This is a genomic window from Microtetraspora glauca, assembly GCF_040656155.1.
GTDB classification, from domain to species: Bacteria; Actinomycetota; Actinomycetes; order Streptosporangiales; family Streptosporangiaceae; genus Microtetraspora; species Microtetraspora glauca.
Genome location: NZ_JBFALK010000028.1, coordinates 1 through 24,674, shown reverse-complemented (window position 1 = coordinate 24,674; position 24,674 = coordinate 1). Strand labels below are relative to the sequence as shown.

At 72.0% G+C, this 24,674-nt stretch carries 19 protein-coding genes; 10 read left to right on the top strand and 9 right to left on the bottom strand.

Annotated features, from left to right (window positions below):
- The first annotated feature begins 2 nt into the window (after nucleotides 1–2).
- The 5 genes from AB0I59_RS36880 to AB0I59_RS36860 all read left to right on the top strand — a co-directional run bounded on the left by AB0I59_RS36880 (nucleotide 3) and on the right by AB0I59_RS36860 (nucleotide 4,752).
- Nucleotides 3–569: a MarR family winged helix-turn-helix transcriptional regulator gene (locus tag AB0I59_RS36880; RefSeq protein ID WP_358140541.1), complete on the top strand. Its 567-nt coding sequence runs from the start codon at nucleotides 3–5 to the stop codon at nucleotides 567–569.
- A 109-nt stretch (nucleotides 570–678) separates the two neighbouring features.
- Complete coding sequence (locus tag AB0I59_RS36875) at nucleotides 679–2,250, top strand: phenylacetate--CoA ligase family protein (RefSeq protein ID WP_358140538.1); 1,572 nt, start codon at nucleotides 679–681, stop codon at nucleotides 2,248–2,250.
- Nucleotides 2,247–2,684 (top strand): hypothetical protein, encoded by a 438-nt coding sequence (locus tag AB0I59_RS36870; protein ID WP_061254768.1) that lies wholly within the window; start codon nucleotides 2,247–2,249, stop codon nucleotides 2,682–2,684. The genes AB0I59_RS36875 and AB0I59_RS36870 overlap by 4 nt, the downstream gene beginning before the upstream one ends.
- Nucleotides 2,681–3,763: a hypothetical protein gene (locus AB0I59_RS36865; protein ID WP_358140535.1), complete on the top strand. Its 1,083-nt coding sequence runs from the start codon at nucleotides 2,681–2,683 to the stop codon at nucleotides 3,761–3,763. The genes AB0I59_RS36870 and AB0I59_RS36865 overlap by 4 nt, the downstream gene beginning before the upstream one ends.
- Entirely contained in the window at nucleotides 3,760–4,752 is a 993-nt protein-coding gene (locus AB0I59_RS36860) for a nitroreductase family protein (RefSeq protein ID WP_358140532.1), read from the top strand. Before AB0I59_RS36865 ends, AB0I59_RS36860 begins: the two co-directional genes overlap by 4 nt.
- Before the next feature lie 68 nt (nucleotides 4,753–4,820).
- Here the strand turns inward: AB0I59_RS36860 and AB0I59_RS36855 are convergent, their stop codons facing one another.
- From AB0I59_RS36855 to AB0I59_RS36845, 3 genes are all read right to left on the bottom strand, one after another.
- A complete protein-coding gene (locus AB0I59_RS36855; RefSeq protein ID WP_358140529.1) occupies nucleotides 4,821–5,489 on the bottom strand; it encodes an endonuclease in 669 nt (222 codons plus the stop codon).
- A gap of 79 nt (nucleotides 5,490–5,568) precedes the next feature.
- Complete coding sequence (locus AB0I59_RS36850; protein ID WP_061254772.1) at nucleotides 5,569–6,372, bottom strand: SAM-dependent methyltransferase; 804 nt, start codon at nucleotides 6,370–6,372, stop codon at nucleotides 5,569–5,571.
- 96 nt (nucleotides 6,373–6,468) lie between these two features.
- The gene (locus AB0I59_RS36845) at nucleotides 6,469–7,026 is read right to left on the bottom strand and encodes a TetR/AcrR family transcriptional regulator (protein WP_061254773.1); all 558 of its coding nucleotides are present in this window, start codon (nucleotides 7,024–7,026) and stop codon (nucleotides 6,469–6,471) included.
- A 97-nt stretch (nucleotides 7,027–7,123) separates the two neighbouring features.
- Here AB0I59_RS36845 and AB0I59_RS36840 point away from each other — a divergent pair, with 97 nt between their 5' ends.
- Complete coding sequence (locus AB0I59_RS36840) at nucleotides 7,124–10,216, top strand: bifunctional cytochrome P450/NADPH--P450 reductase (protein WP_358140525.1); 3,093 nt, start codon at nucleotides 7,124–7,126, stop codon at nucleotides 10,214–10,216.
- A gap of 33 nt (nucleotides 10,217–10,249) precedes the next feature.
- Here the strand turns inward: AB0I59_RS36840 and AB0I59_RS36835 are convergent, their stop codons facing one another.
- The 4 genes from AB0I59_RS36835 to AB0I59_RS36820 form a co-directional block, all read right to left on the bottom strand.
- A complete protein-coding gene (locus tag AB0I59_RS36835) occupies nucleotides 10,250–10,390 on the bottom strand; it encodes a hypothetical protein (RefSeq protein WP_358140523.1) in 141 nt (46 codons plus the stop codon).
- A gap of 101 nt (nucleotides 10,391–10,491) precedes the next feature.
- Nucleotides 10,492–14,862, bottom strand: coding sequence for an HAD-IC family P-type ATPase (locus AB0I59_RS36830; protein ID WP_358140520.1), 4,371 nt, complete (start codon nucleotides 14,860–14,862; stop codon nucleotides 10,492–10,494).
- A gap of 108 nt (nucleotides 14,863–14,970) precedes the next feature.
- Nucleotides 14,971–15,486, bottom strand: coding sequence for a hypothetical protein (locus AB0I59_RS36825; RefSeq protein WP_358140517.1), 516 nt, complete (start codon nucleotides 15,484–15,486; stop codon nucleotides 14,971–14,973).
- A gap of 449 nt (nucleotides 15,487–15,935) precedes the next feature.
- The gene (locus tag AB0I59_RS36820) at nucleotides 15,936–17,072 is read right to left on the bottom strand and encodes an anhydro-N-acetylmuramic acid kinase (protein ID WP_061254777.1); all 1,137 of its coding nucleotides are present in this window, start codon (nucleotides 17,070–17,072) and stop codon (nucleotides 15,936–15,938) included.
- Nucleotides 17,073–17,139: 67 nt separating this feature from the next.
- Here AB0I59_RS36820 and AB0I59_RS36815 point away from each other — a divergent pair, with 67 nt between their 5' ends.
- A complete protein-coding gene (locus AB0I59_RS36815; protein ID WP_063818709.1) occupies nucleotides 17,140–18,180 on the top strand; it encodes an N-acetylglucosamine kinase in 1,041 nt (346 codons plus the stop codon).
- A gap of 95 nt (nucleotides 18,181–18,275) precedes the next feature.
- On the opposite strand, the gene AB0I59_RS36810 is transcribed toward AB0I59_RS36815, so the two are convergent.
- Nucleotides 18,276–19,838: a glycoside hydrolase family 10-like protein gene (locus tag AB0I59_RS36810; protein ID WP_061254778.1), complete on the bottom strand. Its 1,563-nt coding sequence runs from the start codon at nucleotides 19,836–19,838 to the stop codon at nucleotides 18,276–18,278.
- Between the two features lie 137 nt (nucleotides 19,839–19,975).
- On the opposite strand from AB0I59_RS36810, the gene AB0I59_RS36805 reads away from it, so the two are divergent.
- Nucleotides 19,976–21,532 carry a glycoside hydrolase family 3 protein gene (locus AB0I59_RS36805; RefSeq protein WP_358140512.1) on the top strand — a complete coding sequence of 519 codons (1,557 nt, stop codon included), beginning with the start codon at nucleotides 19,976–19,978 and terminating at the stop codon, nucleotides 21,530–21,532.
- Nucleotides 21,529–22,428 carry a MurR/RpiR family transcriptional regulator gene (locus AB0I59_RS36800; RefSeq protein ID WP_061254780.1) on the top strand — a complete coding sequence of 300 codons (900 nt, stop codon included), beginning with the start codon at nucleotides 21,529–21,531 and terminating at the stop codon, nucleotides 22,426–22,428. Before AB0I59_RS36805 ends, AB0I59_RS36800 begins: the two co-directional genes overlap by 4 nt.
- An 87-nt stretch (nucleotides 22,429–22,515) precedes the next feature.
- Here the strand turns inward: AB0I59_RS36800 and AB0I59_RS36795 are convergent, their stop codons facing one another.
- Complete coding sequence (locus AB0I59_RS36795; RefSeq protein WP_358140716.1) at nucleotides 22,516–23,496, bottom strand: HNH endonuclease; 981 nt, start codon at nucleotides 23,494–23,496, stop codon at nucleotides 22,516–22,518.
- A gap of 963 nt (nucleotides 23,497–24,459) precedes the next feature.
- Between AB0I59_RS36795 and AB0I59_RS36790 the strand changes: the two genes are divergently transcribed.
- Nucleotides 24,460–24,674 (top strand): hypothetical protein (locus AB0I59_RS36790; protein WP_358140508.1); only part of this gene is annotated, 215 nt, incomplete at its 3' end.

The window sequence follows — 24,674 nt, the reverse complement described above, 5'->3', positions numbered from 1 at the left end:
CGGTGCGCGCCCTGATCTCCGCCGCTGACAGACTGGCAGGCCAGACCATCGAAGGGAAACCGGTCGTGGAGGACGTCGTCGCCGGAGTGCTGCGCCAGTGGCAGCGGGTCCACCCCGAGATCGACCTCGGGCCGATGGCCGTGATCGGCCGGCTGAACCGCTGCTCCGCGCTGCTCCGTCAGGCCTCCGACGCCCTGCTGGGCGAGGAGGGGCTGACCCGGCCGGAGTTCGACATCCTGGGGGCGCTGCGCCGGGTCGGCGGCGAGCTGACCCCGAGCCGGCTCGCCAAGGAGACCTTCGCGTCCGGAGCCGCCGTCACCAAGCGGGTCAAGGTCCTGGAGAGCGACGGCCTGGTGTCCCGCCGTCTGGACGAGCGGGACCGCCGGGTCTGCCACCTCTCGCTCACCGACAAGGGCCGCGAGCTCATCGACCGGCTGCTCCCCGAGCAGCTCGCGCTGGAGGTGACGCTGCTGTCCGGTCTCGGCGATGACCGCCAGGCCGAGCTCGCCGACGCGCTCGGGGAACTGCTCGTCACCCTGGAGGGACGGCTGGGCGGACTGATCGGTTGATCGACTGATTTCAGCGGGGCTTCAGTCGATCACAAGTCACACGGCCCAGACTCGGCAACCGCGGCGTTGATATCCATCGATACCCGGATGAAGCTGGAGAATGAGCAACGTGACCAAAGTACGCCTCTCGCCCCGGCTGGGCGCGCTGAGCCCCCGCGAACACTGGCGCAGGACACGGCTGCAGGCATACTCCTGGCTCCTCACCGGGCTCTACCGGACGGCGTCCGTCCATCCGGCCGTCTGGCGCTTCGTGGCGCGCAGCTACCATCCGGTCCTGGACCGGCTGGCCGCGCGGCACGCCGAGGTCGCCTGCCGGTTCGCCGCCGTCGACGTGCCCGCCTACCGCCACTTCCTCCAGGAGGGCGGAGCGTCCCGGGCCAGGCGGCTCGCCGACTTCCCCGAGACCTCCAAGGCGAACTACGCCGGCGCGTACGACGAGATCAGCCGGTGTCAGGAGGGCAAATTACGGCTCAGCGGCACGATCGTGGACGAGTCATCCGGGTCGAGCGGCAAGCCGTACAACTGGCTGCGCGGGCCCCGGGAGCTGAAGGCGATCTACCGGAACGCGGCGGGGTACACCGAGCTGGTCTTCCCGGGGAAGCGGCTGTTCGTGATCAACGCGTACTCCATGGGGGCGTGGGCCACCGGCACGACCACCGGGGCGGCCATGGCCCGCATCGCCGTGGTCAAGAACACCGGCCCCGACCTGGAGAAGATCGTCGACACGCTGGAGCACTTCGGGCCGGACTTCGACTACATCGTGACGGCGTACCCGCCGTTCCTGAAGCACCTGCGCGACCGGCTCGACGCGGCCGGGTTCCCCTGGGAGCGCTACCGGATCCGCGGCCTGGTCGGCGGTGAGGGCATGACCGAGGCGCTCCGCGACTACCTGCAGGAGCGCTTCGAGGAGGTGCGCTCGGGGTACGGCGCCAGCGATCTGACGATCGGCATGGGAGCGGAGACGGGGTTCACGGTGTGGCTGCGCAAGCGGCTGGCCGTGGACCGCGAGCTGCGCGGAGAACTGCTCGGCGAGCACGAGCAGCGGCTGCCGATGATCTTCCATTACAACCCGCTGGAGACGTTCCTGGAGGTCAACGAGCGGGGCGAGCTGCTCTGCACGATCAACACCAAGAGCGTGTTGCAGCCCAAGCTCCGGTACAACGTCGGCGACGAGGCCCGGCTCGTCTCCCTGGTCCGGGTACGGGAGACCATCAGGCGCGACCCGGAACGCTGGGCGGAGTGCCGGAAGGCCACCGCGGACGAGCGGATGGCGCTGCCGCTGCTGTTCCTTTTCGGGCGCAAGGACAGCACGATCTCCTACATGGGCGCCAACCTGTACCCGCAGGACGTGGAGTACGGCCTCTACACCGGCAACCCGTACGCGGCGGAGATCTCCCGGTTCTGCCTGTCCCTGGAGGAGTTGCCGGGCCTGGAGTACCGGCCGGTGGTCAACATCGAGTTGCGCTCGGCCTCGCTCGGCGAGAAGGAGCGGGACGAGCTGGCCCGGACCTGCCGCGAGGGCGTGCTCGCCCATCTGGCCACGGTGTCACGGGACTTCGCGGAGTCGCTCAAGGAGGACCCCACGGCCGCCGACCTCCGGATCCGGGTCGTCGATCCGGGCGAAGGGCCGTTCGCGGGCCTGAACAAGCTCAAGAACGTCTACCTGCTGAAGGACGCATGAGAACCACGGATTTCAGCGGCGCTCCGCCGCAGGCGCGGGCGACCGCGATGTTCGTCGGGGCGACCCGCTATCGCGGCCCGCTGTCGATCATCACGCTGAGCCTCACCTGGTTCAGGCTCGTCCGCGACATGAAACGGATGCGCGGTTACTGCTGGCACAAGGTCTACTGGGAGTTCCCCTTCACCCTCGGCACGCTCGCGTTCTTCACCGACAGGGACGCGATGATGCTGTTCGCCCGCAGCCGCCACCACAGGAAGCTCATGCGGTGGGTCACCGAGGGCACGAAGAACGCCACCGGCGGATACATCCGGGTCTACAACGCCGAGCCCGAGGGCTACAGCAACGGCGTCTGGCGGGCCGAGGGGAACACGATGGCGCACATCCCGACCTTCACCCCGCTGTCGTCCGAGGAGACGGGACCTCCCGTCCGATGAGCGGCGGGACGCGACTGCGGCCGGTCGAGAGCCGCCGGGACCTGCGCGACTTCCTCGGCCTGACCGACCGGATCTACGGCGGCGACCCGCGTTTCGTGCCGCCCCTGCGCCAGCAGGTCCGCCGCTGGTTCCGGGAGGGCGTCCCGATGTACGTCCTGCGGGACGGCCGGGACGTCGTCGCCAGGACCACCCTGCACACGGACGCCGCCTTCGACGCCAAGCTGGGACGCCCGCTGCAGCTCTTCGGGCTGACCGAGTTCACCGAGGACGCGGCGGAGGCGCTCTTCGACGAGATCGTCGCGGCGGGGAGGCGAGCGGGCCGGGCGGCCGTGTTCGGACCGGTCTCCCTGCTGCCCAACCAGTCGGGCGGCGTCATCACCTCCGGGTACGACGACCGCGGTTTCATCGACAGCGCCTGGAACCACCCGTTCTATCCGCAGGCGTACGAGAAGTATGGTTTCGGCCGGCGATTCGAGTCCGACACCTGGATCTGCCCGGTGGCCGGCGACCCCACCGCTCCCGCCGCACCCGAGCCGCTCCCCGACGGGGTGGAACTGCATCGGGGCGACAGGAAGCGGATCGGCGAGCAGCTCCCCCTCCTCCGGGAGATGCTCAACGCCGCCTTCGCCCAGCTCGGGTACTACACCGAGATCTCGGCGGAGCAGCTGGCCCGGCAGACCGACGGGCTCGCCTACCTCCTGGACGAGTCGCTGCTGCTCTATCTCACCAAGGAGGGCAGGCCGGTCGCCTTCGTCCTGTGCCTGCCGGACATCTCGGAGTTCGTCGTGTCGGCCGGGGGCGACCTCGGCCTCTTCGCGCAGCTCCGGCTGCTGGCCACCAGGTCGCGTTACCGCCGCGACGCCGTACTGATCATCAAAGGGACCGTGCCGGACGAGCAGGGGCGCGGCCACATGCGGGTGCTGTCCCGGGAGCTGTCGCGCAACCTCCGCGACGGCGGGTACGCCACGCTGCGCAGCACCTATGTCGAGCGGGCCAACCCCGGATCGGCGGCGCAGTTCGTCGCCATGGGAGGCCGCCCGCTCCACGGTTACACGTTCTACGAGAAGGCACTCAGTTGACGGACTCCCGGACGGCGGCGCCGTTCCACGCGCTGCGCGAGCTCGAACACGACTTCTGGCGGGCGCCGAGCGCGCACAACACGCAACCGTGGGTGCTGCGCTACGGCCCCGACGGCGTGGAGATCGGCTGGGATCCGGAGCGCGCGCTCCCGGTGAGCGATCCGACCGGCCGGGACCTGCGCCTGGGCCTGGGGGCCTTCGTCGAGTGCTGCCTCATCGTGTGCGCGGACGCCGGCATCGCCGTCGACTTCGAGCCGGGCCACCGCGAACGCGACCTGCGGGTGGGGCGGCTGGTCGCCTCGGCCGCGCCGTACGCGACGCCGTTCTCCGCCGAGGACGTGCGCCGGCGTGGATCGAGCCGGGTGCCCTACGAACCGGGACGGCTGCCCGAGCCCGTCGTCGAGGAGCTCCTGCAGGAGGCGGAACAGGAGAGCGGGGGCGCCGTGCGCCTGCTGCCCTGCCGGGATCTGACCAGGCTGCTGCGGGCCGCCGACCGGCACCAGTTCGGGACTCCCGAGGTCGTGACCGAGCTGCGGGAGTGGATGCGGCTCACGCCGTCGCATCCGCGCTACCGGCTCGACGGCCTGACCGACCGTGCCCTCGCTCTCGGCCGGACCGAGGCGCTCGGCCTGCGCGCGGCGCTGTCACCGGCCGCGTACGGCGTGCTCCGCCACCTGGGGCTGCCGTACCTGCTCGCCGCGGCCTCGGGTGGGCTGCTCGACTACGACGGCGACGTGCTCGTGCTCGTGGCTCCGCCGGGATGCGACGCGGACGGGCAGGTCGCGATGGGGCGGGTGCTCCTGCGGCAGATGCTCCACCTCGCACGGCACGGGCTGTCCACCCACCCGCTGAGCCAGATCATCGACGCTCCGGCGACCCGGGACGGCCTGGCCGCGCTCCTCGGGGTCGACGCCCCCGATCGGCTGCTCCATGTCGCACGGGCGGGGCGTCCCATCGGCCCGGCGGCCAGGTCGGCCCGGATCGTCTAGCCCGGCCCGCGCCTCGTCCACCCCGTGGCGCCGGGCGGCCGGGTGGGCGGGTGGCCTCACGGCTCGTCTCACCGGGACGACCGCGCGGCGGATTTCACCTCGTCCGTCGATCCCTTGTGGCGGGAGACCCGGATCAGCGCGGCCGAGAGCCGGGCGAGGTCGTCGTCCGACCCGACCAGGGCGGCCAGGGGGCCACCTTGACGGGGCAGCCCGACCGTTTGGGCGGCGTCGAGGACGCGGCCGTCGAGGTACGGTGCGACCTGCGGCCACACCACCTGAACCTCGCGGAGGAAGATGTCGGCGCCCGTGGGCCCGATGCCGGGAATCTCGGTGAGCAGGGCCTTGGTCCGCCGCGTTTCGCGGCCGGCCTCCTCCCGCAGCCGGCGCAGGTCGCCCGACCACCGGTCGATCAGCATGTCGGCCGCGTCGCCGAGCATCGTCGACGTACGCTCGTCGTACCGCCGATAGTGGCCCCGCCCCAGCGCGTCCACGCGATCCTGCCAGCTCGCCTCGCGCATCGACCGGGGCGTACGGAAACCGGCGGCGAACAGCTCCCGCGCGGCGGCGACCGCGATCTCCGCCGAGATGCGGGCGCTCAGCAACGTCGCGAGGACGAGGAGCTGATACAGCGGGCCCGGCTTGTCGGCGAGCCGGATGCCGGCCTCCTCCGCGTAGGTGCGGCCGTATCGGTCGAGCAGGATGCCCACCAGGGCTTTGTCCGTGTCCGTCCGTGCCATGGGCTTCCGCTACCCGCGTGCTTCCGGCGCATTCGCGACAACGCCACGAGGCGGCGCGGGCATGACGAGCCCGCGTCACTCAGCCGAGGCGGCCGACCCCCGCGTAGACCCACATCTTCTCGGGGGCGACGGGCTGCGCGATGTGCGGGTGCCATTCGGGAGCGGTCACCAGGCCGGGCTCGACGAGCGCGAATCCGTCGAAGAAGCTCATGATCTCCGCACGGTCGCGGGCCACCCACGGAGCTCCTGAGCGTCCGGACACGGCGACCAGCTTGCCGATCTCCTCAGGCCGGAACTCGTTGGTGACGTGGGAGACCGCGAGATAGCTCCCGGGAGCCATGAGGTCACGCAGCCGGGCCACGACGTCGGCCGGGCCGCTCCCATCCGGGATGAAGTGGAGGACGGCCACCATCAGCACCGCGACCGGCTCGGAGAAGTCGATCAGCCGCTGGAGGTCCGGGTGGCCGAGGTAGTCGTCGGGAGCGCACAGGTCGGCCTGGACGAACGCGACGTCGTCGCTGGTCGCCAGCAGCGCGTCGCCGTACCTCGCGACGATGGGGTCGTAGTCCACGTAGACGACGCGGCAGCGGGGATCGACCTCGCGGGCCACCTCGTGGACGTTCTGCTGGGTCGGCAGTCCGGACCCGATGTCCAGGAACTGGCGGATGCCCGCCTCCTCGGCGAGGTAGCGCACGACGCGGCCGAGGAACTGGCGGTTCTGCCTGGCCATGGAGGGCATCTCGGGGGCCAGCGCGAAGACGGTCTCCGCCACTTCTCGATCGACGGCGTAGTTGTCCTTGCCGCCGATGGCGTAGTCGTAGATTCTGGCCGAACTGGGACGATTCGGGTCCACACCGGCCGGGACGGGACGTTCGTCGGTCACCGCACACTCCTGGTCAATCCTGGAGAGACCACTATCGCATAAACGATCACATCCCGCCGCCCCCGATCCGGCCCGGTCCGGCCCCGATCCGTCCCGTCAGGCCCCGTCTCCCGCGTACGCGGACAGGCCGTTGACGATGAGGGTGACGGCCTCGTCGAAGGCGTCGTCGTCGGGCGCGGGGAACGCCCCGTTGATCTCGGCGAGCAGAATTCCCGCGGTGAACGCGAAGAGCGCGTTCCGCACCCGCGAGAGCCGCTCCTCGGGCACGCCGGCGGCGGTCAGCACCCGGCTCAGCACCTTCCACACGGTGTCCTGGCGCGTCAACTGCGGATGGGCGGACAGGTCGGGGTAGAGCGAGGGATGCCGGTGGGCCAGCGCCCGCATACCGGTCGCGAGCGCCCGGATCTGCTCCTGCCACGGAGACCCGTCGTCGGCGGGCAGCTCGATCTCGGACAGCACCAGGCCGCGCACGCCATCCAGGAGCGCCTCCTTGTTGGGCACGTGGTGGTAGAGCGACATCGGGTTGACGTCCAGCGCGGCGGCGAGCTTGCGCATGCTCAGCGCCTCGACCCCCCGCTCGTCGATGAGGCGCAGCGCCTCCGCGTGGATCTCCTCGGGTGAGAGGGGCGAACCCCTCCGCGCACTAACGGCCATACGCCGTATGGTAGCCTTCCATACAGTGTATGGCTGACAGAAGGCAGGGGGATTCCTTCACATGGCCCAGCTCACGCCCATTCCCAGCCTCCAGGGCTTGCCCATCGTCGGGAACGCGCTGCGCATCCCGCGTGACCGTCCGAGCGAGTTCTTCCAGGAGGTCGCCGCGCGCCATCCCGGCGGCCTCTACCGGATGGAGATCCTCGACCGCAGCGTGGTGTTCGTCTACGACCCCGACCTCGTCACGGAGCTGTGCGACGAGACACGGTTCTACAAGCCGGTCGACGCGCCGCTGTCCATCGTCCGGGACTTCGCCGGAGACGGGCTGTTCACCGCGCGCGGCGACGATCAGATCTGGGGGCAGGCGCACCGGATCCTCCTCCCGGCGTTCGGCCAGCGCTCGATGAAGGCGTACTTCCCGCAGATGCTGGAGGTCGCCGAGGCGCTGGCCGCCAAGTGGGCGACCGCCGACGAGGTCGACGTGCCCGCGGACATGACGCGGCTCACCCTGGACACGATCTCGCTCACCGGGTTCGGGTACCGGTTCCGCTCCTTCGAGAGCCCCGAGCTGCACCCCTTCCTGCGGTCCATGGGCAACGCCCTGACGGAGGCCATGGTCCGCAACCAGCAGATCCCGCTCGTCACCAGGATGAAGAGGCGGGCGGACGAGGCGTACCGCGCCGACATCGCGCGCATGCGCGAGCTCGTCGACGAGGTCATCCGCGAGCGGCGCGCGGGCGGCGATGGTGGAACGGGCGGCGCGGGAGGGGTCACCGACCTGCTCGGGCTGATGCTGGAGGCGGCCGATCCGCGCACCGGCGAGCGGCTGCCCGACGAGAACATCCGCGACCAGGTGCTGACGTTCCTCATCGCCGGGCACGAGACCACCAGCGGCCTGCTGTCCTTCGCGATCTACAATCTGCTGCGCAACCCGCACGTGCTGGCCCAGGCGTACGCCGAGGTCGACCGGCTGCTTCCCGGCGACACCGTCCCGACCTACGAGACGATCATGAAGCTGGACGTCGTCCCCCGGATCCTGGAGGAGACGCTGCGGATCTGGTCGCCCATCCCGTCGATCGGGCGCGCGCCGCGGGAGGACACGGTGATCGGAGGCCGCTATCCCCTGGCCAAGGGGACCAAGTGCGTGGTGCTACTGCCGCCGCTGCACCGCAGTCCGAAGGCGTGGGACCGGCCCGAGGAGTTCGACATCGACCGCTGGCTGCCCGAGAACAAGGCGGCCCACCATCCGCACGCGTACAAGCCGTTCGGCAACGGAGAGCGGGCCTGCATCGGCCGCCAGTTCGCGCTCACCGAGGCCCGGCTGGCGCTCGCGCTGGTCCTCCAGCGGTTCGCCGTCTCCGATCCGGAGGCGTACCGGATGGAGATCAAGCAGACGCTGACCGTCAAGCCCGACAATTTCACCATCCGGGTACGGCCCCGCAAACCGAGTGAGCGGATGAGCGCCCCGGCCGCCCTCCAGGGCATGGAGGAGGACGCGGAGCGGGCCGAGGAGGGCGCGGAGGTGCAGGTCCGGGGCGTGGGCCTGACCGTCGCCTACGGCTCGAATCTCGGCACGTCGCAGGACGTCGCCGAACAGATCGCCGACCGGGCCCGCCGGTCCGGATTCGCGACCACACTGACCACACTGGACGCGCTGGACACGGTGGAGCCGCCTGCAGGCGGGCTGCTCGTCGTGGTGGCGGCCAGCTACAACGGCAGGGCGCCCGACAACGCCGCCGCCTTCGACGCCACCGAGAGCCTCGGCGACCTGTCCGGGCTGCGCTTCGCCGTACTGGGCTGCGGCAACACCCAGTGGCCGACGTACCAGGCGTTCCCGAAGCGGGTCGAGGCCAAGCTGCTGGCCGCGGGCGCCGCTCCCCTGGTCCCGCGCGGTGAGGCCGACGCGAGCGGCGACTTCGACGGCGACGTCCGGTCCTGGACCGCGGGCCTGTGGTCCGCGCTGGCCGCCGGGTACGGCGCGGGCGCGATGGCGGAGCCGGAAGGCCGCCGCTACCACGCCGAGCTGCTGACCCAGGCGGAGGTGCGGCCCGCGGTCGTGTCCGGGCAGGCGTTCCCGCTCACGGTGGTCTCGAACGAGGAGTTGGTGGCGTCGGGGGTGTGGGACTTCGGGGACGAGCGGCCACGGCCCGGTGTGCGATCGATCGTCGCCGAGCTGCCCGAGGGCGTGACGTACGAGGCGGGCAACCACCTGGCGGTGTACGCGAAGAACGATCCCGAGCTGGTCGCGTGGGCGATGCGCTGCCTGCGGCTGCCCTCGGGCCAGGTGGTACGGCTGAGCCAGGACGGCGAGCGCTCGACGCACCTGCCGCTGGGCGTCCCGGTTCCGGCGGAGCTGCTGCTGGCCGAGTTCGTCGAGCTGCAGGAGGTCGCGAGCCGGTCGGATCTGGAGACGCTGGCCTCGTTCACGGAGTGCCCGTGGACCACGGGCGAGCTCGCCCGGCTGGACTACGCCGAGGACGTCCTCGCCAAGCGGGTGTCCGTGCTGGCGCTGCTGGAGCGGTTCCCGTCGATCGCGCTGCCGCTGGACGCGTTCCTGGAGATGTGCGGCCCGATCCGGCCGCGCTTCTACTCGATCTCGTCCTCGCCGCTGGCCGCGCCGGGCCGGGTCCGGATCACGGTGGGGCTGGTGGAGGGGCCGGCCTGGTCGGGGACCGGGCAGTACCGGGGCATGTGCTCGGCCTACCTGGCCGCGCTGGCTCCGGGGGACACGTTCTACGGGTACGTGCGGGTGCCGTCTCCCCCGTTCCACCTGCCGCCCGATCCGGCCACTCCGGTGATCCTGATCGGTCCCGGCACGGGTTTCGCGCCGCTGCGCGGCTTCCTGGAGGAGCGTTCGCTACAGCCGGGCGCGGGACCGGCGAAGGTGTTCTTCGGTTGCCGGCATCCGGAGCACGACTGGCTGTACCGGCACGAGACGTGGGACGCGGACGTCCATCTCGCCTTCTCCGCGCTGCCCGGCCACCCGCACCGGTACGTCCAGCACGCGTTGCTGGCGGACGCCGCCGGCGTTCATGAGCTGCTGGAGCGGGGGGCGTACGTGTACGTGTGCGGTGACGGCGTACGGATGGCCCCGGCGGTGCGGCGGGCGCTCGCGGAGATCTGGGGCGATGAGGGTGTGCGAAGGCTGGAGGCGGAAGGCCGCTACCAGCAGGATGTCTTCGGCGCCTGATCGGCGCCGGCGGCCTGTGCGGCCCGTGGCGGCCTATGCGGCCTGGAAGTACACGGGGCTGGGGCCGCCCGTACGCATGGTGGACAGGACAAGGGACTGGACGATGCGCATGACGAGGGCCTCAAGGACCATGAAGGCCGCCTTGGCGAGCACCGAAGCCAGGAACTCGGACACTTGATACCTCACGGGGGTGAAACAGCAGTTAAGGACAGATTTCACCATATAAACGACCGTGCCGGTACCATCCAGGTGTACAGAAGATGAACAGGCGATGACTACTGGAGCACGGCCCGCTCGATCATCTGCCCCAGGGCGCCCGCGGCGGCGGAGCAGCCCAGCCCGATGCCCCATCCGAACGGGCCGATCGGGCGGCATCCGAAGAACTGGCTGAGCCCCGGGGTCGAGACGATCATGGCCAGACCGGCGAGCGACGACACCGCGGCGATCATCACCGTACGGTCCTTGCCCCCTGTCATGAGCGTCTGCAGCAACTGGGTGGCCACCAGGCCGATCAGCCCGACGGTGTCCGCGCGGCCGCGGGTGCCGGTCATCCGGGCGAGTCCCCAGGCGAGGCCGGCCCCCACCGCCGTCGTGGCCGCGCGCAGGTAGATGTCGCGTGTCAGGGCGGCGCCCAGCGACGCCTCCGGCCCCTCGGCGAGGAGCTTCTCCGGGCTGGTCGCGCTCGGTGGCCGTACGGCCACCGCCATCGCGGGGAGCATGTCGGTGAGCAGGTTGACCAGGAGGAGCTGGCGCGCGTTCAGCGCGCTGCGCCGGGTGAGCAGGCTGGATCCCACCGTGAAGAGGATCTCTCCGACGTTGCCGCCGAGCAGGATGCCCAGCGAGTCGCGGACCGATCCCCACATCGCCCGCCCCTCGACGATCGCGTCGATGATCGTCTCGATGCGGTTGTCCGCCACGACGATGTCGGCGGCGGCACGGGCGGCGGGGGTCGCCCGTGACCCCAGCGCCACCCCGACGTCGGCGAGCCGGATCGCCGGCACGTCGTTGGCGCCGTCGCCGGTGACCGCCACGATCTTCCCCGCCCGGCGCAGGCAGGACACGATCCGCGCCTTGTGCGCCGGGGTGACCCGGGCGAAGACCGAGACCTGGGGCAGCACCTCCACCAGCGCTTCGTCGTCCAGATCGTCGATCTCGGGGCCGGTCATGATGTGCAGCCCGTTCAGCGCGCCGACCTCGGCCGCGATGGCCTCGGCGGTGCTGGGATGGTCGCCGGTGATCATGACGACCCGGACCCCGGCCCGGATGAGCCCGTCCACGCTCCGCTTGGCCGTCGGCCGTACGGGATCGGACAGGCCGAGGTAGCCGAGGAAGCACAACCGGCTGATCCTGGACTCGTCCAGGTCGGCGCGGCTGGAGGCGCGGCGCTCCGCCACGGCGAGCACGCGGTAGCCCTGGCGGGCCAGCCGGTCCACCTCCTCGGCCAGCTCGCGCCGCGTCGTCTCGTCGAGGGGGACGGCCTTGCCCCCGCGCTCGACGCTGTCGCAGCGGGTCAGCACGACCTCCGGGGCGCCCTTGACGCTCAGCAGGTGGCCGGTCTCGGAGAGCCCGAGCACGGCGTGGTATCCGCGCGCCGGCTCGAACGGCATCTCGTCGATCCGCTTCCACTCGCGCAGACCGTCCTCGGGGGCCACCCCCAGCCCGGTCGCCCCCTCCACCACGGCGCGGTCGGTCGGGTGGGGGATGGCGCGGCCGCCCTCGAATCTCGGGCTCGCGCGCAGGGCGGCGCCGACGATCGCGCGCATCTGGGGCGTCAACGCGTCCACGCTCTGCTCAGACCATCCGTCGGACACCCGGCCCAGACTGATGCGCCCCTCGGTCAGGGTCCCGGTCTTGTCGAAGCACAGGACGTCCACCCGGCCGAGCGCCTCGATCGTCGCGGGGTTCCTGATCAGGGTGTTGCGGGCAGACAGCCGCTTGGCCGCGGCCAGCTCGGCGACGGTGGCGATGAACGGCAGCCCCTCGGGGACCGCGGCGACCGAGAGGCTCACCGCGGTCGACACGGCGGAGGCGAGCGGCGAGCCGCGTACCAGGTCGATCAACATCAGCACGGCGCCGGATCCGAGGGCGGCGGGCAGAATGCGACGGCTCAGTTCGCGCAGCCTCAGCTCCACCCCGCTCGGCGGGGGTCCCTCACCGCGCAGTTCCGCGGTGCGGCCCACCTCGGTCGCCTCTCCGACGGCGACCACCACGCCCAGGCCGTGTCCCGCCGCGACGGTGGTGCCCTGGTAGACCATCGACGTGCGGTCCGCCACGGCGGGCGCCGCCGTCGGCGCCGTCGTCTTGGTCACGAGCTGGGACTCGCCGGTGAGCGTGGACTCGTCCACCTCCAGGCCGACCGCCCTGATCAGCCGGGCGTCCGCGGGAACGGCATCCCCGGCGCGCAGCTCGATCACGTCGCCCTGGACCAGGTCGTCGGCGGTGGCCGCCCCTCGGCCGCCGCCGCGCCGCAGGAGCCGTACGTGGATCTCCGTCTCCTTGGTGAGATGGCGCAGCGCGCGCTGGGCGTCCCTGCGCTGTGCTCCCCCGAGCATGGCGTCGACCACCATCACACCGGCGATCAGCACCGCGTCCAGGACTGAGCCGACGACGGCCGACACCCCCGCCCCCGTGGCCAGGACCGGTGTCAGCGGGTTGGCGAGCTCCTCGACGGACGCCCGTACCAGGGACGGCGGGCCCTCGACGGCGCGCGGCGCGGCGGTTCCCCGCCGGTGCGCCGCGTCTTCCTCCTCCAGCCCGGTGGTCGAGGTGTCCAGCCGGGCCAGCACGTCGGACGTCGCCATCGCGTGCCAGGGAGTCCGGTCGGCGCCTGTCGGCGCTTCCTCGCGCCGGATGCCGCGGCCCACCAGCGCCCCGACGACCATCGTGGCCAGCGCCGTGGCGTCGCCCACGAGGACGGCGCTCTTGATCGCGCGCGCTGCCGGGCCGAGGGCCGACAGCCCCGCGCCGACCACCGCCCCGCCGAGGGTCACCCGTACGCTCTGCTCGCTCGCCTTCCTGGCGTACGGCAGGCCGCGCAGCAGCAGGTAGACGCCGTCATGGTCGGCGATCACGTCGGCGTCCCAGGGGACGTGGGCCGATCCGCTCCGGTGCACGCCGATGCCGATGTCGGCCTCGGCCAGCCCGTGCGGGGAACGGCGCGACACCAGGGCGACGCCGTGCCCCTCCCGTTGGAGGGTCCGTACGAACTCGACCAGGTGCGCGGCACGCTCGGCCTGCTGCTCGACGCCGAGACGGCGGCCGAGGCCCGGCTCCCCGCCGACCACGATCACCCGGGCGGTATCCTTCGCCGCGGCGGCGAGCGCCTCCGCCAGCGGGTGCAACTCGGGGGCGAGTCCCACGAGCGCGACCCGCGTGCCGTCCCTCGTCACCTCGATCGCCCGGACGCCGCGCTCGCGCCACTGCGACACCCTCTCGGACTCCCCCGCCTCCGCCGGGGCACCGGTGAGGGGTTCGGCGAGCCAGCCTCCGTCGGCGCGCCGTGCGCCGGGGTCCTTGAGGTCGAGGAGCGTGTAAAGCCGGGCGTGCAGCGCGTCGCGGTCCCCTCCTGGCGCGAGTGGCACGACCTCGTCGATCGCCCATCCGCCCGTGGTGATCACTGGGGCGTCGAGGAGGACCGCGTCGATCCGGTCCATGCGGCGCAGGGCGGTCCGGTGCAGCACGATCCCGCCACGCTCCGACAGCACCCGTACGACCGCGCTGGTGAACCCGTCCCGGCCGAGGCGCGCGGCCTTGGGCGTGGCGGAGATCAGCATGGAGACCCCGCGATCCTGGCTGCGGCTCACGATCGAGGTGATGCCCTGCGCGCCCAGCGCGGCGAAACTGGCGGCCTCGCAGTACCGCTCGATCGGGCCGTGCGGCAACGGCGCGGGACGGGGCCGCATGGGCACCCGTATGTGGCGGTACGCCCCGTCGTGGGCGGCGAACTCCTCCTCACGGTGCTCCCACGCGCGGCGGCCGGCCCGGGAGTCGGCGTACCGTCCGGCGGCCGCCAGCGAGTCGAGGAAGAGCGCGATGGGGCGCACCGCGAGCGTCTGGCTGACGATGCGCGTCAGCGTGAAGATGGTGTCCGTCGCCGGCACCCCGACCCGGCGTTCCAGGAACACCCGCACGCGGGGGGTGTGCTCGACGAGCTGGACGAACGCGGGCACGGTCGGCGGCAAGCGCCGCGTGTGGGTGAGGAACCCGGCCAGAGCGAGACTCGTCCCGGTGAGCCCGCCGAAGAGGGCGATGGCCGCGTGCACCTCCTGCTCCACGCCGTCCCGCGCCCATCGGACCCCGCCGGCCTGGTCGGTGTCCTCCTCTTCCTCGTCCTCCTCGGTCGCCACCTCGAGGGCCTGTTCGTCGGCGGCGGCCGCCGCGGTGTCGCATTCCTCGATGATGGCCAGGTAATCGGCCATCTCGGCGCTGCGCTTGTCACAGCTGACGAACACGCAGCCGAGCGCGCCGTTCACCTCGGCGCGGACCGCTCCCGCCGCGCGCAGCCGCGCCTCGAGGGCGTGGACGGCGTCCCGGGTGTCGGGGCCGCCGATCTCGCGCAGTTCGATCCGTACGCCGCCCGCGCACGCCTGGACGCGGCGCGGGCGTGGTACGAAACTTCGCAGCGGCTCCGGGAGGATGCTCAGCAACGTGTCGATGGAAGGTATGACCGAGAGCCGCATCTCAACTCCGGCCTGTCACGTGGGATGGACGGCCGGACCGGGCGGCGGACGAGCCGCCCGGACGGGATGGCGGGGTCACCTGCCCGCTCGGGCGGTCCTGGTGGCGGGCGCCACCGGGGTCACGCGCCGCTCCCGCGACCAGGCCTTCGACTCTTCCGTACGGCCGCGCTGCGCGAGCACGGTCCCGACGCCGATCGCGGCGGCCACCGGCCACTCGATCACGCCGAGGATGGCCAGGGCGCCGAGCCCGCCGTAGTACGCGACGCGCTCGGGCGGCGGGAGGAACGACCGGGCGACGTCCATCGCGTGGCCGACCTCCTGGCGGCTGACGTGCGGCATCTCGACATGCGGCAGTCCGAGATGGGGCCGGTGGAACTGGAGGCTCACCATGGGCAGGTTCAGCGTGAACTCCCCGTTGTGCCCGTCATGCTGCCGCGGCGTGTCGGGGCCGGGCGTCATGGTGGGCCGCGTGGCGGGCGGGGTGACCGGCTTCGCCGCGGTCTTCGCCGCCGTCCTCGTGGTGGTCCTCGTCGTGCTCTTCGCCGTGGTCGTCTCGGTGGGCTTCTCCACCGGCGGCTGCTTCCTCGACACCGGCTTCCTCGTCGCCGACCGGGGTGTGGTGGCCGCACGCGCACGAGTCGTGCGACCCGTCTGGGGCGTCTGCGTCACGATCGTGTCCCTCCTCCACCCGGGGAGCGGTACCCCGGCAAGACGACCGGGAGGACGGCGCCCGTGGTCCGCGAGCCGGCACCTCCCGTATCTCCATACTTGGCCCGATCGGCATATACGGAAAGCCCTAATCGTGTCCTTTTACGGTCCCATTCTCGATCCAGGACGCTCAGCCGCCCGAACCGTGGATCACCTACCAGTGCCGTGACCTCGGCGGAGGCATTGCCCCCGCATGAGCGTGGAAGCGACGAACGGGTGATCCTTTCCGTTCGCTACCGCGACACCGTCGGTGGAACGTACTTCCACGAGTTCTTCCACGAGTTCGAGGGCAAGCACGAGAGCGTGGGTCTGACGACCGGCCGCCCGAGCGGCTATCCGAGCCTCATGCGGACACGCTCCGGCGGGTCGGCGAGGGGCGCGGGCAGCCGCAGCGGGCCTTCCCCCGGGGTGACGGTGCCGAGCAGCCGCGCCCCCGAGGCGCCCGTGCAGCCGGGCACCGTCCCCGGCAACCCGTGCGCGGTCAGCCAGCCCAGGTAGGAGAAGGCGATCGCCTCCTTGGCGTCCGACGGCACACCCAGTTCGTCGCTCGCGATGAACCGCGTGCCGGGCGCCCGTCGTTCGAGCTCGCCCATGAGGACCGGGTTGCGCAGCCCGCCACCGGACACGACCACCGTGTCCAGCCGGTGCCGCCGGACCTCCGCCGCCGCCGTCTCCCCCGTCAGCGCGGCCAGCGTCGCGAGCAGATCCTCCAGTCCCAGCCCGTACGGCGCCGCCACCCGCGCGAGATAGCCCGCGTGGAACAGCTCCTTGCCGGTGCTCTTGGGCGGCGCCCCGCGGTAGTACGGATCGGCCAGCAGCTCGGCCAGCAGCTCCTCGTGCGCCGTCCCCGCCGCCGCGAGCCGGCCGTCCTCGTCGTACGGCCGGCCGGTCGCGGCGAGCACGGCCGCGTCCAGCAGCGCGGAGGCGGGCCCGGTGTCGTAGGCGACGGCCGGATCGAGCACGGTGAGGTTGGCGATCCCGCCGAGGTTGAGCGCCCCGTTGCGGCCCGGCAGCCCGGCCAGCAACGGCAGGTCGAAGGCCGACACCAGCGGAGCGCCGTGGCCGCCCGCGCTCACGTCGCGTACGCGCAGGTCGGAGACGACCGGGACGCCGAGCCGTTCCGCGATCCAGGCCGGCTGGCCGAGCTGCAGCGTGCCGCGCACCCGGCCGTCCTCCACCCAGTGGTACAGGGTCTGCCCGTGGGAGCAGATCAGGTCGGCGGCCGGGCACTCCTCGGCCGCGCCGGCGAACGCCTGGCCGATCAGGGTGTCGAGGCGGCACACCTCCGCCATGTCGATCCGGTTCGGCGGCAGCGCCGCCACCACCCCGGCCCGCAGCTCCGGAGCGTACGGCCGCGCGCCGGTGTGCTCGATCACGCCGGTCAGGACGCCGTCCGCCATCGTCCAGTCGACGAGCGCGCTGTCGATCCCGTCGTGGGACGTCCCCGAGATCAGCCCGAGTACCCGCACACCTTCTCCTGTCGGGATTCTTCATAGCAATATAGTTCTTGGAAGAATATCTACACATGGAGAGCGTGTGACGACTCTGGTCATCGGCATCGACGGCGGCGGAACGGGCACCCGCTGCGTGGTGGCGACGCGTACGGGCCAGGTGGCCGGGAGGGGACGCGGCGGGGCCGCCAACGCGATTTCCGCCGCCGACCCCGTGGGCAGCCTGCGGTCCGCGCTGGAAGGTGCCCTCACCGGCATCGCGCCGGACCGGATCGCGGGCGGCGTGTTCGCCCTCGCGGGCGCCGCGTCGGCTCCGGAGCGCGCCGACGCGCTCGCCGCCGAGGCGTGGCGGGCCTGCGGCCTGTCCGGGCGGCCCGTCGTCGTGCCCGACATCCTCGCCGCGTTCGCCGGGGCCACCGAGGCATCCTCGGGCACCGTCCTGATCGCGGGCACCGGGGCCATCGCCGCCAGGATCGGCGCGCGTGCCATCGTCGCACGCGCCGACGGGTACGGCTGGATCCTCGGGGACGAGGGGTCGGGGGTGTGGATCGGGCGCCGGGCCGTACAGGCTCTCCTGGCCGCGCTGGACGGCCGGGGCGGGCCCACGGCGTTGCTCGACGGGCCGCCGGAGTGCTCGCTCCGCGACGCCCTGATCGACGTGCCGGGCCGGCCCGCCTTCGGATCTGAAGGATCCATCGGAGAAGTGGCCACCGCGGGAGGGGCGCGGGCAGAGGCGTCACGCCTCTCGCCGGACCAGGTCGTCCGGGCGGTCCACGCCGGGGTCGCGCAGTCCGGTCCGGCGTGGCTGGGGCGGTTCGCGCCCGCGGTGGAGGCCGCCGCCCGCCTGGGCGACGCGCCGGCCCTCGCGATCCTCCAGGAGGCCGCGCGCCGGCTCGTCGCCACGGCCGAGTCCTTGGGCGAGGAGGCCGGGCCGATGGTGCTCGCGGGATCGCTGCTCACCGAACCCACCCGGCTGGCCGAGCTGGTCAGATCCGGGCTCGGCCGCCCCACGGTCGCCGCTCGTGACGGCGCCGCCGGGGCTGCCGCCCTCGCCCTGCACAACGCCGCGCCGGGCGCCCCTGAGGCGCCCGACGTCCTGGCGGCCCACCGGAGGCTCATCGCCTGACCGGTGCCGGCCGGACCGCTCGCCCGGCCGGTACGGCTTCCCCACGGGGGCGGGAGCCGTGCCGGCCGGGGTGCGCCGATCGGCGGTGACGCGGGTCAGTGGACCCGGCGGCCGTCGCTCGGCTCGCTCTGGCGGTTCGCCCGGTCCACGGCCGTCACGTAGTAGTTCGCGCCCGCGGCCCCCTCGGGGTCCACCCAGCGCACGTTGCGGCCCGCCGGGATGACCGCGACCAGGTTCCGGGCGTCGGCGAAGTCACCCGCTCCGGCCTCCCGGTCCAACCGGTAGACCGCGAACTGGAACGGGATGTCCCTGCCGGTGGCCACGATGTGCAGTTCGGCGCCTTCGGCCGCCCTGCGGGCGGTGGCCAGGACCGGCCGCCGCGGCGGCTGCCCGCCCGCGAGACGCGGCAGCAGCGGGCCGAGGGCCGGACGGGTGTAGTGCTCGTTCACGGCACCGGTGACGCTGCCCAGCCGGTCCTCGCGCACGTCGCCGGAGTTGTACCAGATGTCGCCGCCGACCTCCGGGTTGGCCCGGTTGAGCGTGAGGTGCCGGGAGAGCTCGTCCGGCTGGAACCACTGGGCGGGCTGCCCGGCCGCACCGGCCTTGTAGGCGGCCTGGCCGATCCAGAGCTGCACGCCGGTGCCCGCCGCCACGCCGGACCACCAGGGGATCAGCTTGGCGTAGTCGGCGTTCGACTGGCCGATGTACCAGTAGATCTGCGGCGCGATGTAGTCCAGCCAGCCCTTCCTGACCCAGCCTCGCGTGTCGGCGTGCAGGTTGTCGTACGACTGGCTGCCGCCGGTGTCCGAGCCGAGCGGATCGGTGGACTTGTTCCGCCAGATGCCCGACGGGCTGATGCCCCAGGCGACCTCCGGCTTCGCCTGCCGTACCCGCTGCTGCATCTCCTGGACGAGCAGGTCCACGTTCTCGCGCCGCCAGGAGGCGAGGTCGGGGAAGCCCGCGCCGTACTGCGCGAAGGCCGCGCTGTCGTCGAAGGCCGTGGTGTTCACGGGGTAGAAGTAGTCGTCGAAGTGCAGGCCGTCGATGTCGTACCTGGTGATCGCGTCCATCATCGCGTCCTGGACGAACGCCCGCACCGCCGGGATGCCCGGGTTGTAGTACAGCTTGCCGCCGTACGGCACGATCCAGTCCGGATGCTTGCGGCCCGGGTGGTCGGGGTGCAGCTTGGCCGGGTCCGGCTGCATCGACACGCGGTACGGGTTGAACCAGGCGTGGAAGGCCAGGCCGCGCCGGTGCGTCTCCTCGACGAGGAAGGCCAGCGGGTCGTAGCCCGGGTCCTGCCCCTGCACACCGGTCAGGTACTCCGACCACGGCTCGAACGACGAGGGCCAGAAGGCGTCGGCGGTCGGCCGGATCTGGACGAAGACCGAGTTGAGCCTGCGGACCTGCGCGAGGTCCAGCCAGGCGAGGTACTCGGCCTTCTGCTGGTCGACGGTCAGCCCCGGCTTCGACGGCCAGTTGATGTTGAGCACCGAGGCGATCCACATCCCGCGCATCTGACGCAGGGGCGGGATGTGGCCGTCGGAGCTTCCGTCGGCGAAGGCGGGTAACGAGGTCAAGGCCGACAGGGGGAGAGCCGTCGCGGCCGCGGCCAGCGCCAGGCCGCGCAGGACGGAACGTCGGGTAGGTGAGCTCATGCGGACCTCCAGGGGGCATGAAGAAGAAGGCACCGATCGCGACCTTGGCAGAAACTTACTTTCAGATCAATGAGGATGAAAGAAAGTGTCATTGATGTGTAACCTGCTTCAAGACATCCACGCGAGAGGGTGAGCTCGTGCCCACAAGCAGCTCCAGCCTTGACCGGCTGGCCATGACCGTCCTCCAGCCCGGGTTCGACGGCGTCACGCCGCCCGGCTGGCTGCGCCGGGCGCTCGCCGACGGCCTCGGCGGGGCCGTGCTGTTCGCCCGCAACATCGAGGACACCGGGCAGACCGCCGAGCTCGTCGCCGCGCTGCGCGAGGAGAATCCGGCCGTGGTCGTCGCGGTCGACGAGGAAGGCGGCGCCGTCACCCGGTTCGAGGCCGGAACCGGCAGCTCATGGCCGGGCAACCGCGCGCTGGGCGTCGTGGACGACGTCACGCGGACCGAACGGGTCGGCCGGGCCATCGGCCGGCTCCTCGCCTCAGCGGACGTCACCCTGAACTACGCGCCCGTGGCGGACGTCAACGCCAACCCGGCCAACCCGGTGATCGGCATCCGCTCCTTCGGCCCCGATCCCCAACTCGTCGCGCGGCACACCGCCGCCTTGGTCACCGGCCTGCAGGCCGAGGGGGTGGCCGCGTGCGCGAAGCACTTCCCCGGCCACGGCGACACCGTCACCGACTCACACCTCGCCCTGCCGACCGTGCACGCGCCCCTGGACGTGCTCCGCGAACGCGACCTGCCGCCGTTCCGCGCCGCGGTGGAGGCCGGGGTCCAGGCGGTCATGTGCGGCCACCTGCTGGTGCCCGCGCTCGACCCGGACGTCCCCGCCACGCTCAGCAGGCGCATCCTGACCGGGCTGCTCCGCGAGGAGCTCGGTTTCGACGGCATGCTCGTCACCGACGCGATCGAGATGCGTGCCGTCGCCGCCCTGCTCCCGCCCGGCGAGATCGCCGTACGCGCGCTCGTGGCCGGCGTGGACGCCATCTGCGTGGGCGCCTCCTCCCCCGAGGGTGAGAACGTCTACGCCCTGCGTGACGCGATCGTCGAGGCGGTCCGCGACGGCCGGCTGCCCGAGGAGCGCCTCGCCGAGGCGGCCGCCCGGGTCCTCGCCGTCGCCGAGTGGCACGCCGCCCACGCCGCGAGGCGGACGGCCGGCGACGCCCGCGCGGAGGGCCTCGGCGCCGGGCCCGGGGCGGATTCCGGGGAGGAACTCGGCCTGGAGACCGCCCGCGCGGCCATGCGGGTGATCGCCGCGGGCTCGGACGTCCACCGGGCCGTTCCGCTCTCCCGGCCTCCCCTGGTGGTGCACATCGCACCCCGGATGAGCCAGGCCGTCGACTCCGATGTGCCCGTGGGTCTCACCCGTGAGCTGGCCGAGCTGCTTCCCGGCACCGTGGGCCATACGATCATCGCGGAGGCCACGGCGCTTCCCGAGCTGAGTGGTGACCGGCCGGTCGTGCTGGTCGTCCACGACGCGGGCAGGCACGCGTGGGTCCGTGACCTCCTGGCGACGGCCGTACAAGCCCGACCCGACGCGATCGTGGTAGAGACCGGCATTCCCGCCGAACCCGTTGGGGCGGTATATGTCACTACATACGGCGTCTCGCGGGCATCTGACCGCGTTGTCGCCCGATGGCTCACCGGCAGCGAAGAAACGCGATCCCGACAGGAGAAGACAGCAGGGTGAACGAACACGAGGGCCCCACCCCGGTCAACCTGGTAGCGACGGTACGGGCGGTCCTGCCGTCGCTCACGCCCGCGGCCCAGTCCGTCGCCCGCCTCATCCTTGACGACCCCGCGATGGTCGCCGGTAGCACGATCACCGAGTTCAGCGCGGCCTCCGGGACGAGCGAGGCCACGATCGTGCGCACCGCCAGAGCCCTCGGGTTCGCCGGGTACTCCCAGCTCCGCTTCGCCCTCGCGGCCGCGGTGGCACGGGCCAAGCCGGAACGCCTGGTCCCGGGCGATCTCGGGCCGGACGACCCGCTCACCGACGTGATCGCCAAGGTCACCAGGGCCGAGTCCGAAGCCCTCGCCGACACCGCCGCCCAACTGGCCCCGGACCGGCTCGCCGCCGTCGTCGAGGCCGTGGCCACCGCCCGGCGGGTCGACGCGTACGGGGTCGGCGCCTCGGGGCTCGTCGCGGTCGACATGGCACAGAAGCTGATGCGGATCGGGCTGCCCGGCCACTCCTTCACCGACGCGCACCTCGCGCTCACCAGCGCCGCGCTGGTCCGGGCCGGTGACGTGGCCGTCGGCGTGAGCTGCACCGGTGAGACCCCTGACGTGCTGGGCCCGATGCGGGTCGCGAGTTCGGCCGGGGCCACCACGGTCGCGATCACCAACAACCCACGATCGTCGCTGGCCGAGCTCGCCGACCACGTACTCGTCTCGGCGGGCCGCGAGACGGCGTTCCGCCCGGGAGCGCTGGCCAGCCGGATCAGCCAGCTGCTGATCGTCGACTGCATCTTCGTCGGCGTGGCTCAGCGCACCTTCGACACGTCGGACTCTGCTTTACGCGCCACCCGTGACGCGCTTGACGGCTACCTCGAGGACTCCCGCCGCCGTACGAAGGCCGGATAGGGGCCGTCCGGAGAACGGTTCGCGCTGTGAGGCGCCTGGTGATGAGACAGACCCCATGTCGAGGCCCGGCCCCTCGCGGCTGGAGCGTCAGAAGGGCGGAACGTCATCGGCGGGATGCGGCGACGCCCCAGATAGACCTCCATGGAGACTGTCGTCGCCCTCCCCCGTCGACACGTTCGGCGAGGCAACGTGCTCTTCCCACCAAGCAGGTTCGTAGGTCCAGGTCGGTAGGAACGGGAGTGCATCATCACCCGAATCGGTGATGCTGTCCGCGCCGTAGCCGTGGGCGGCAAGCCCACCGCCGTTCCCGCCGACATGGCCATCTGCTCCACGGGGCTTCGCACCTCTGTCGGTGTCATCAGTGCGAGCAACTCGAGAGTTTCCGTCGGCCTCAGCGTCATCGGCCGTGCCGCGCTTACTGATGCCGCTGGCATCCATGGGGCGCATCCCTGATCTGGGGAAGGTGCCGAAGGTCCAGCCGTTGGGGGCGAAGGGCTCGGGCATGGGTTCGATGATCGGCGGCGGCTCGGCCGGGTAGCGGTGACCGGTCCGGCTGATCCAGGTCACATGTCCGGGGCTGGTCTGGATGACCTGCCAGCCGTTGTCGCGCAGGTCGTGGTCGTGCGCGCACGCGGCGGCGAGGTTGTGTTCGGTGGTGGGGCCGCCGTGGGCGTACTGGCGGGTGTGGTCCATCTCCGACCGGGCGGCCGGTGCACGGCATCCGGGATGGGAGCAGACCCTGTCGCGGATCTCGATCCGTCGCCGCAACCCGGCTGTGGGGAACCGCCGCCGCTCATCCCCGGATGCTGTTCGGCCTCCGACAGCCGAGCCTCCAGCACCCTTCCCGGCGTCGGCCACTACAGTCCCATTGGCCCCAAAGTTCTCAGCACCAGCGCCTTCGGCTGCAACCCCGTCACTCCCAAATCCATCACTTCCAACCCGGTCGCTCCCAGCACTGCCATTCCCAGCACTGCCATTCCCAGCACTACCGTTCCCAGCACTACCGTTCCCAGCGCGACCCCACGCCTTGCCGCCCGACGCCGCGCTGTCTGGCGCGGTGCTGTGCATGGCGGTGAGGGCTGACGGCGTGCTGGTTCGCGCAGTGGCGCCTCGCGCCGTGCTGTGCATGGCGGCAGGGCCTGTGCAGCATGGTTCAGGGCCACGACGTACATCGCTGCGGGCGGTCCTGGTCGGTCCCGCCCAGGGATGGCCTTCTCCTCCGTTGGGCTCCGCCGTGTGGCTTGCGGCCTCGTCGTATTGGCGCACGATGTCGGCGATCACACCGGCCCAACCGCCCTGCGCGTAGATGTCGGCACGCAATGCCCGCAGCAGCGACAACGGGAGCTGAAGCTCGACAATCCCGCGACGGCGAGTCGATGCGGACCCTCGGCGAAGATCCGCTTCCTGGCCGGTGTCCGGTCTCTGGGCAGAGGCCAGGTGGCGGGGCCATCCCGCAGGGCGACGCCGGGTGATCCCAGCATGGAGAAGTTGTCCCTGTTCGTCACAGATGGCGAACCGCCACTCGCCGCCGATCTGACGCTTGGCCAGTCTGCGTGCCAGGTGGGCATGGACGGGCCCCCATCCGGCGAGTTCGGCGGGCAGGTCGTCCAGGTGCATCAGCGTGGAGACCTGGACTCGCAGCTCACCCGCCGCGAACCCAACCGCCCCAAGCGCCCCAAGCGCACGGGTGGCCGCACTGCCGTTCCCTGCCTCCGTCCTTCCCGTCCCGATGCCCGCGCCTGCCAGATCAGTCCGAAGGTTGCCACTACCGGCACCAGAGGTGGAGACAGCGTTGGACTCGCCCCCAGAACCGGGGCCAGTGCCGGGACCGGACCCCGGGGCGGGACCGCCGGGACCACCAGGACCAGGATCAGGACCTGGGTCGGGATCGGCGTCGGGATCGGCGGGATCGGAGAGGGCCGCGCTGGCGTCGGTGTCGTCAACCCGGCCGCCGCCAGCGTCGGACGCGTCATAGGGGTCGGTGCGGTTGTCGTGATCGGCGGGGCCGGGAGGGCCCGCTCGGGTGACGGTGTGGTCAACGTCGCCGTTCTTCTCGCCGTTGGCGTGGTGAACGTCGTGGAGGCCGCCGGAGCGCTGGGGCTTCTCGTCGTCCCGGCCGGCGCCGTCCCCGCTGGCGTCCCGGCCGGTGTCGTCGTCGGTGTCGTCGCAGGTGTCGTAGAGGTCGGTGCTGTCGTCGAGGTCGGTCACGTCGAAAGGATCGTCGGAGAGCTGGTCGTCGTAGTCAT